A 1452-nucleotide genomic window follows, 5' to 3' on the forward strand; every position below is an offset into this window, starting at 1 on the left:
CAGAATATTGCAAAAGAGTTGCATTTATCTTTAGAAGAGGCGATGGACTGTTATTATAAGAGTAGGCTGGCAGGCATGATTCAGGAGGGAAAGGAAGGAGTGCAGTATCTGGATTACAGGGCTTTAACTGCTCTTTTTATGGAAATGGAGAAGGCATAAAATTTATTTACAGTCCAAAAACAAGCTACTTACAGGCGGTAATTCTGCCTTATTCTTCAAAGCTTCCGGCCATATACTTGCGTCCCCAGTCCCGCATGGAATGGATAATGTCTGTAAGGGTTTTTCCTCTCTCCGTAAGGGAATATTCGGTTTTGGGCGGAATCACAGGGTAGACTTTCCTATGGATTATTCCGTCATGTTCTAATTCCTTAAGCTGCTGTGTCAACATTTTGGCGGTGGCTTGAGGAATATATTTTTGTAGCTCATTATATCGCAAGGTTCCATCGTGGATGAGATGGCAAAGGATAATCATTTTGTACTTTCCGCCAATCTGAGAGAGCGTTGCCTCTACAGGACAATGAAACAATTTTTCTGAATTTGAAATTTTTTTTGTCATTTTTTTGCTCCAAATTCTTCCGGAAATTCGTAGAAAAAGTCAATAAAATCAAGACTTTATCATGGTTTCTAAAAAGTAAGTATATTACTGAAAAGTGAGTATCTTACTAAAAAGTGCATTCTAGCTGGAAGTATATTAACTGTTTAAGATAGCAACGTCAAGTTGGTAAGAAATAATGATATCCAACAGAGATGAACGCATAGAACAGAACAAAATATAGTAGGAAGAAAAGAGGGAGAAAATCATGGATTATATAACACTGGCAAAGAGTCGTTACTCTGTTCGTAATTATAGCGAGAGGCAGATAGAAAAAGATAAGCTGGATAAGATTTTAGAGGCGGCGCATATCGCACCCAGTGCCAGAAACAAGCAGTCTGCCAGAATTTATGTTGTGCAAAGTACGGAAGGAATTGAAAAGCTTCGTTCCCTTACCAGATGTGCGTACAATGCGCCAACGATTCTGATGATTGGCTATGAGGAGTCCGAGCAATATCGGAATGAAATGGAAGAGGGAATTCTATCCGGTCAGCAGGATGCCTCCATTGTGGCTGATCATATGATGCTTGAGGCGGCGGAGCTGGGACTGGGCTCTGTATGGGTGGATGGGTTCCCAAATACTGAGACGGCAGAAGTATTTCATTTGCCAAAGTCTGTAAAGCTGGTATGCCTGATGCCTCTAGGCTATGCTGCGGATGACGCAATGCCGGCACCGATGCATGAGAAGTATAGACCTCTTGAAGAAATGGTGAAGATGCTATAGCTAGGAACTCCGGCAGAAGGCTTTTGTATGAAAATGGAGTGATTTTTAGACATCCGAAAAATAATCTGAAAATATCTTAAACAAAACAAGACTTTATACGGCGACTAATCTAAAATGAGACTTTAGATTAGTCGCT

Annotated in this window: 2 protein-coding genes; one reads left to right on the forward strand and one right to left on the reverse strand. The window is 40.6% G+C overall.

The genetic code is table 11. The features are described 5' to 3' along the window. Positions 1-208: 208 nt before the first annotated feature. Positions 209-556: a winged helix-turn-helix transcriptional regulator gene (locus ACO4PX_RS09780; protein WP_485572497.1), complete on the reverse strand. Its 348-nt coding sequence runs from the start codon at positions 554-556 to the stop codon at positions 209-211. A 244-nt stretch (positions 557-800) separates the two neighbouring features. On the opposite strand from ACO4PX_RS09780, the gene ACO4PX_RS09785 reads away from it, so the two are divergent. Then, on the forward strand, positions 801-1316 hold the full coding sequence (locus ACO4PX_RS09785; protein ID WP_485572499.1) for a nitroreductase family protein: 516 nt from the start codon (positions 801-803) through the stop codon (positions 1314-1316). The last annotated feature ends 136 nt before the right edge of the window (positions 1317-1452 follow it).

Source organism: Oribacterium sp. (assembly GCF_057249185.1).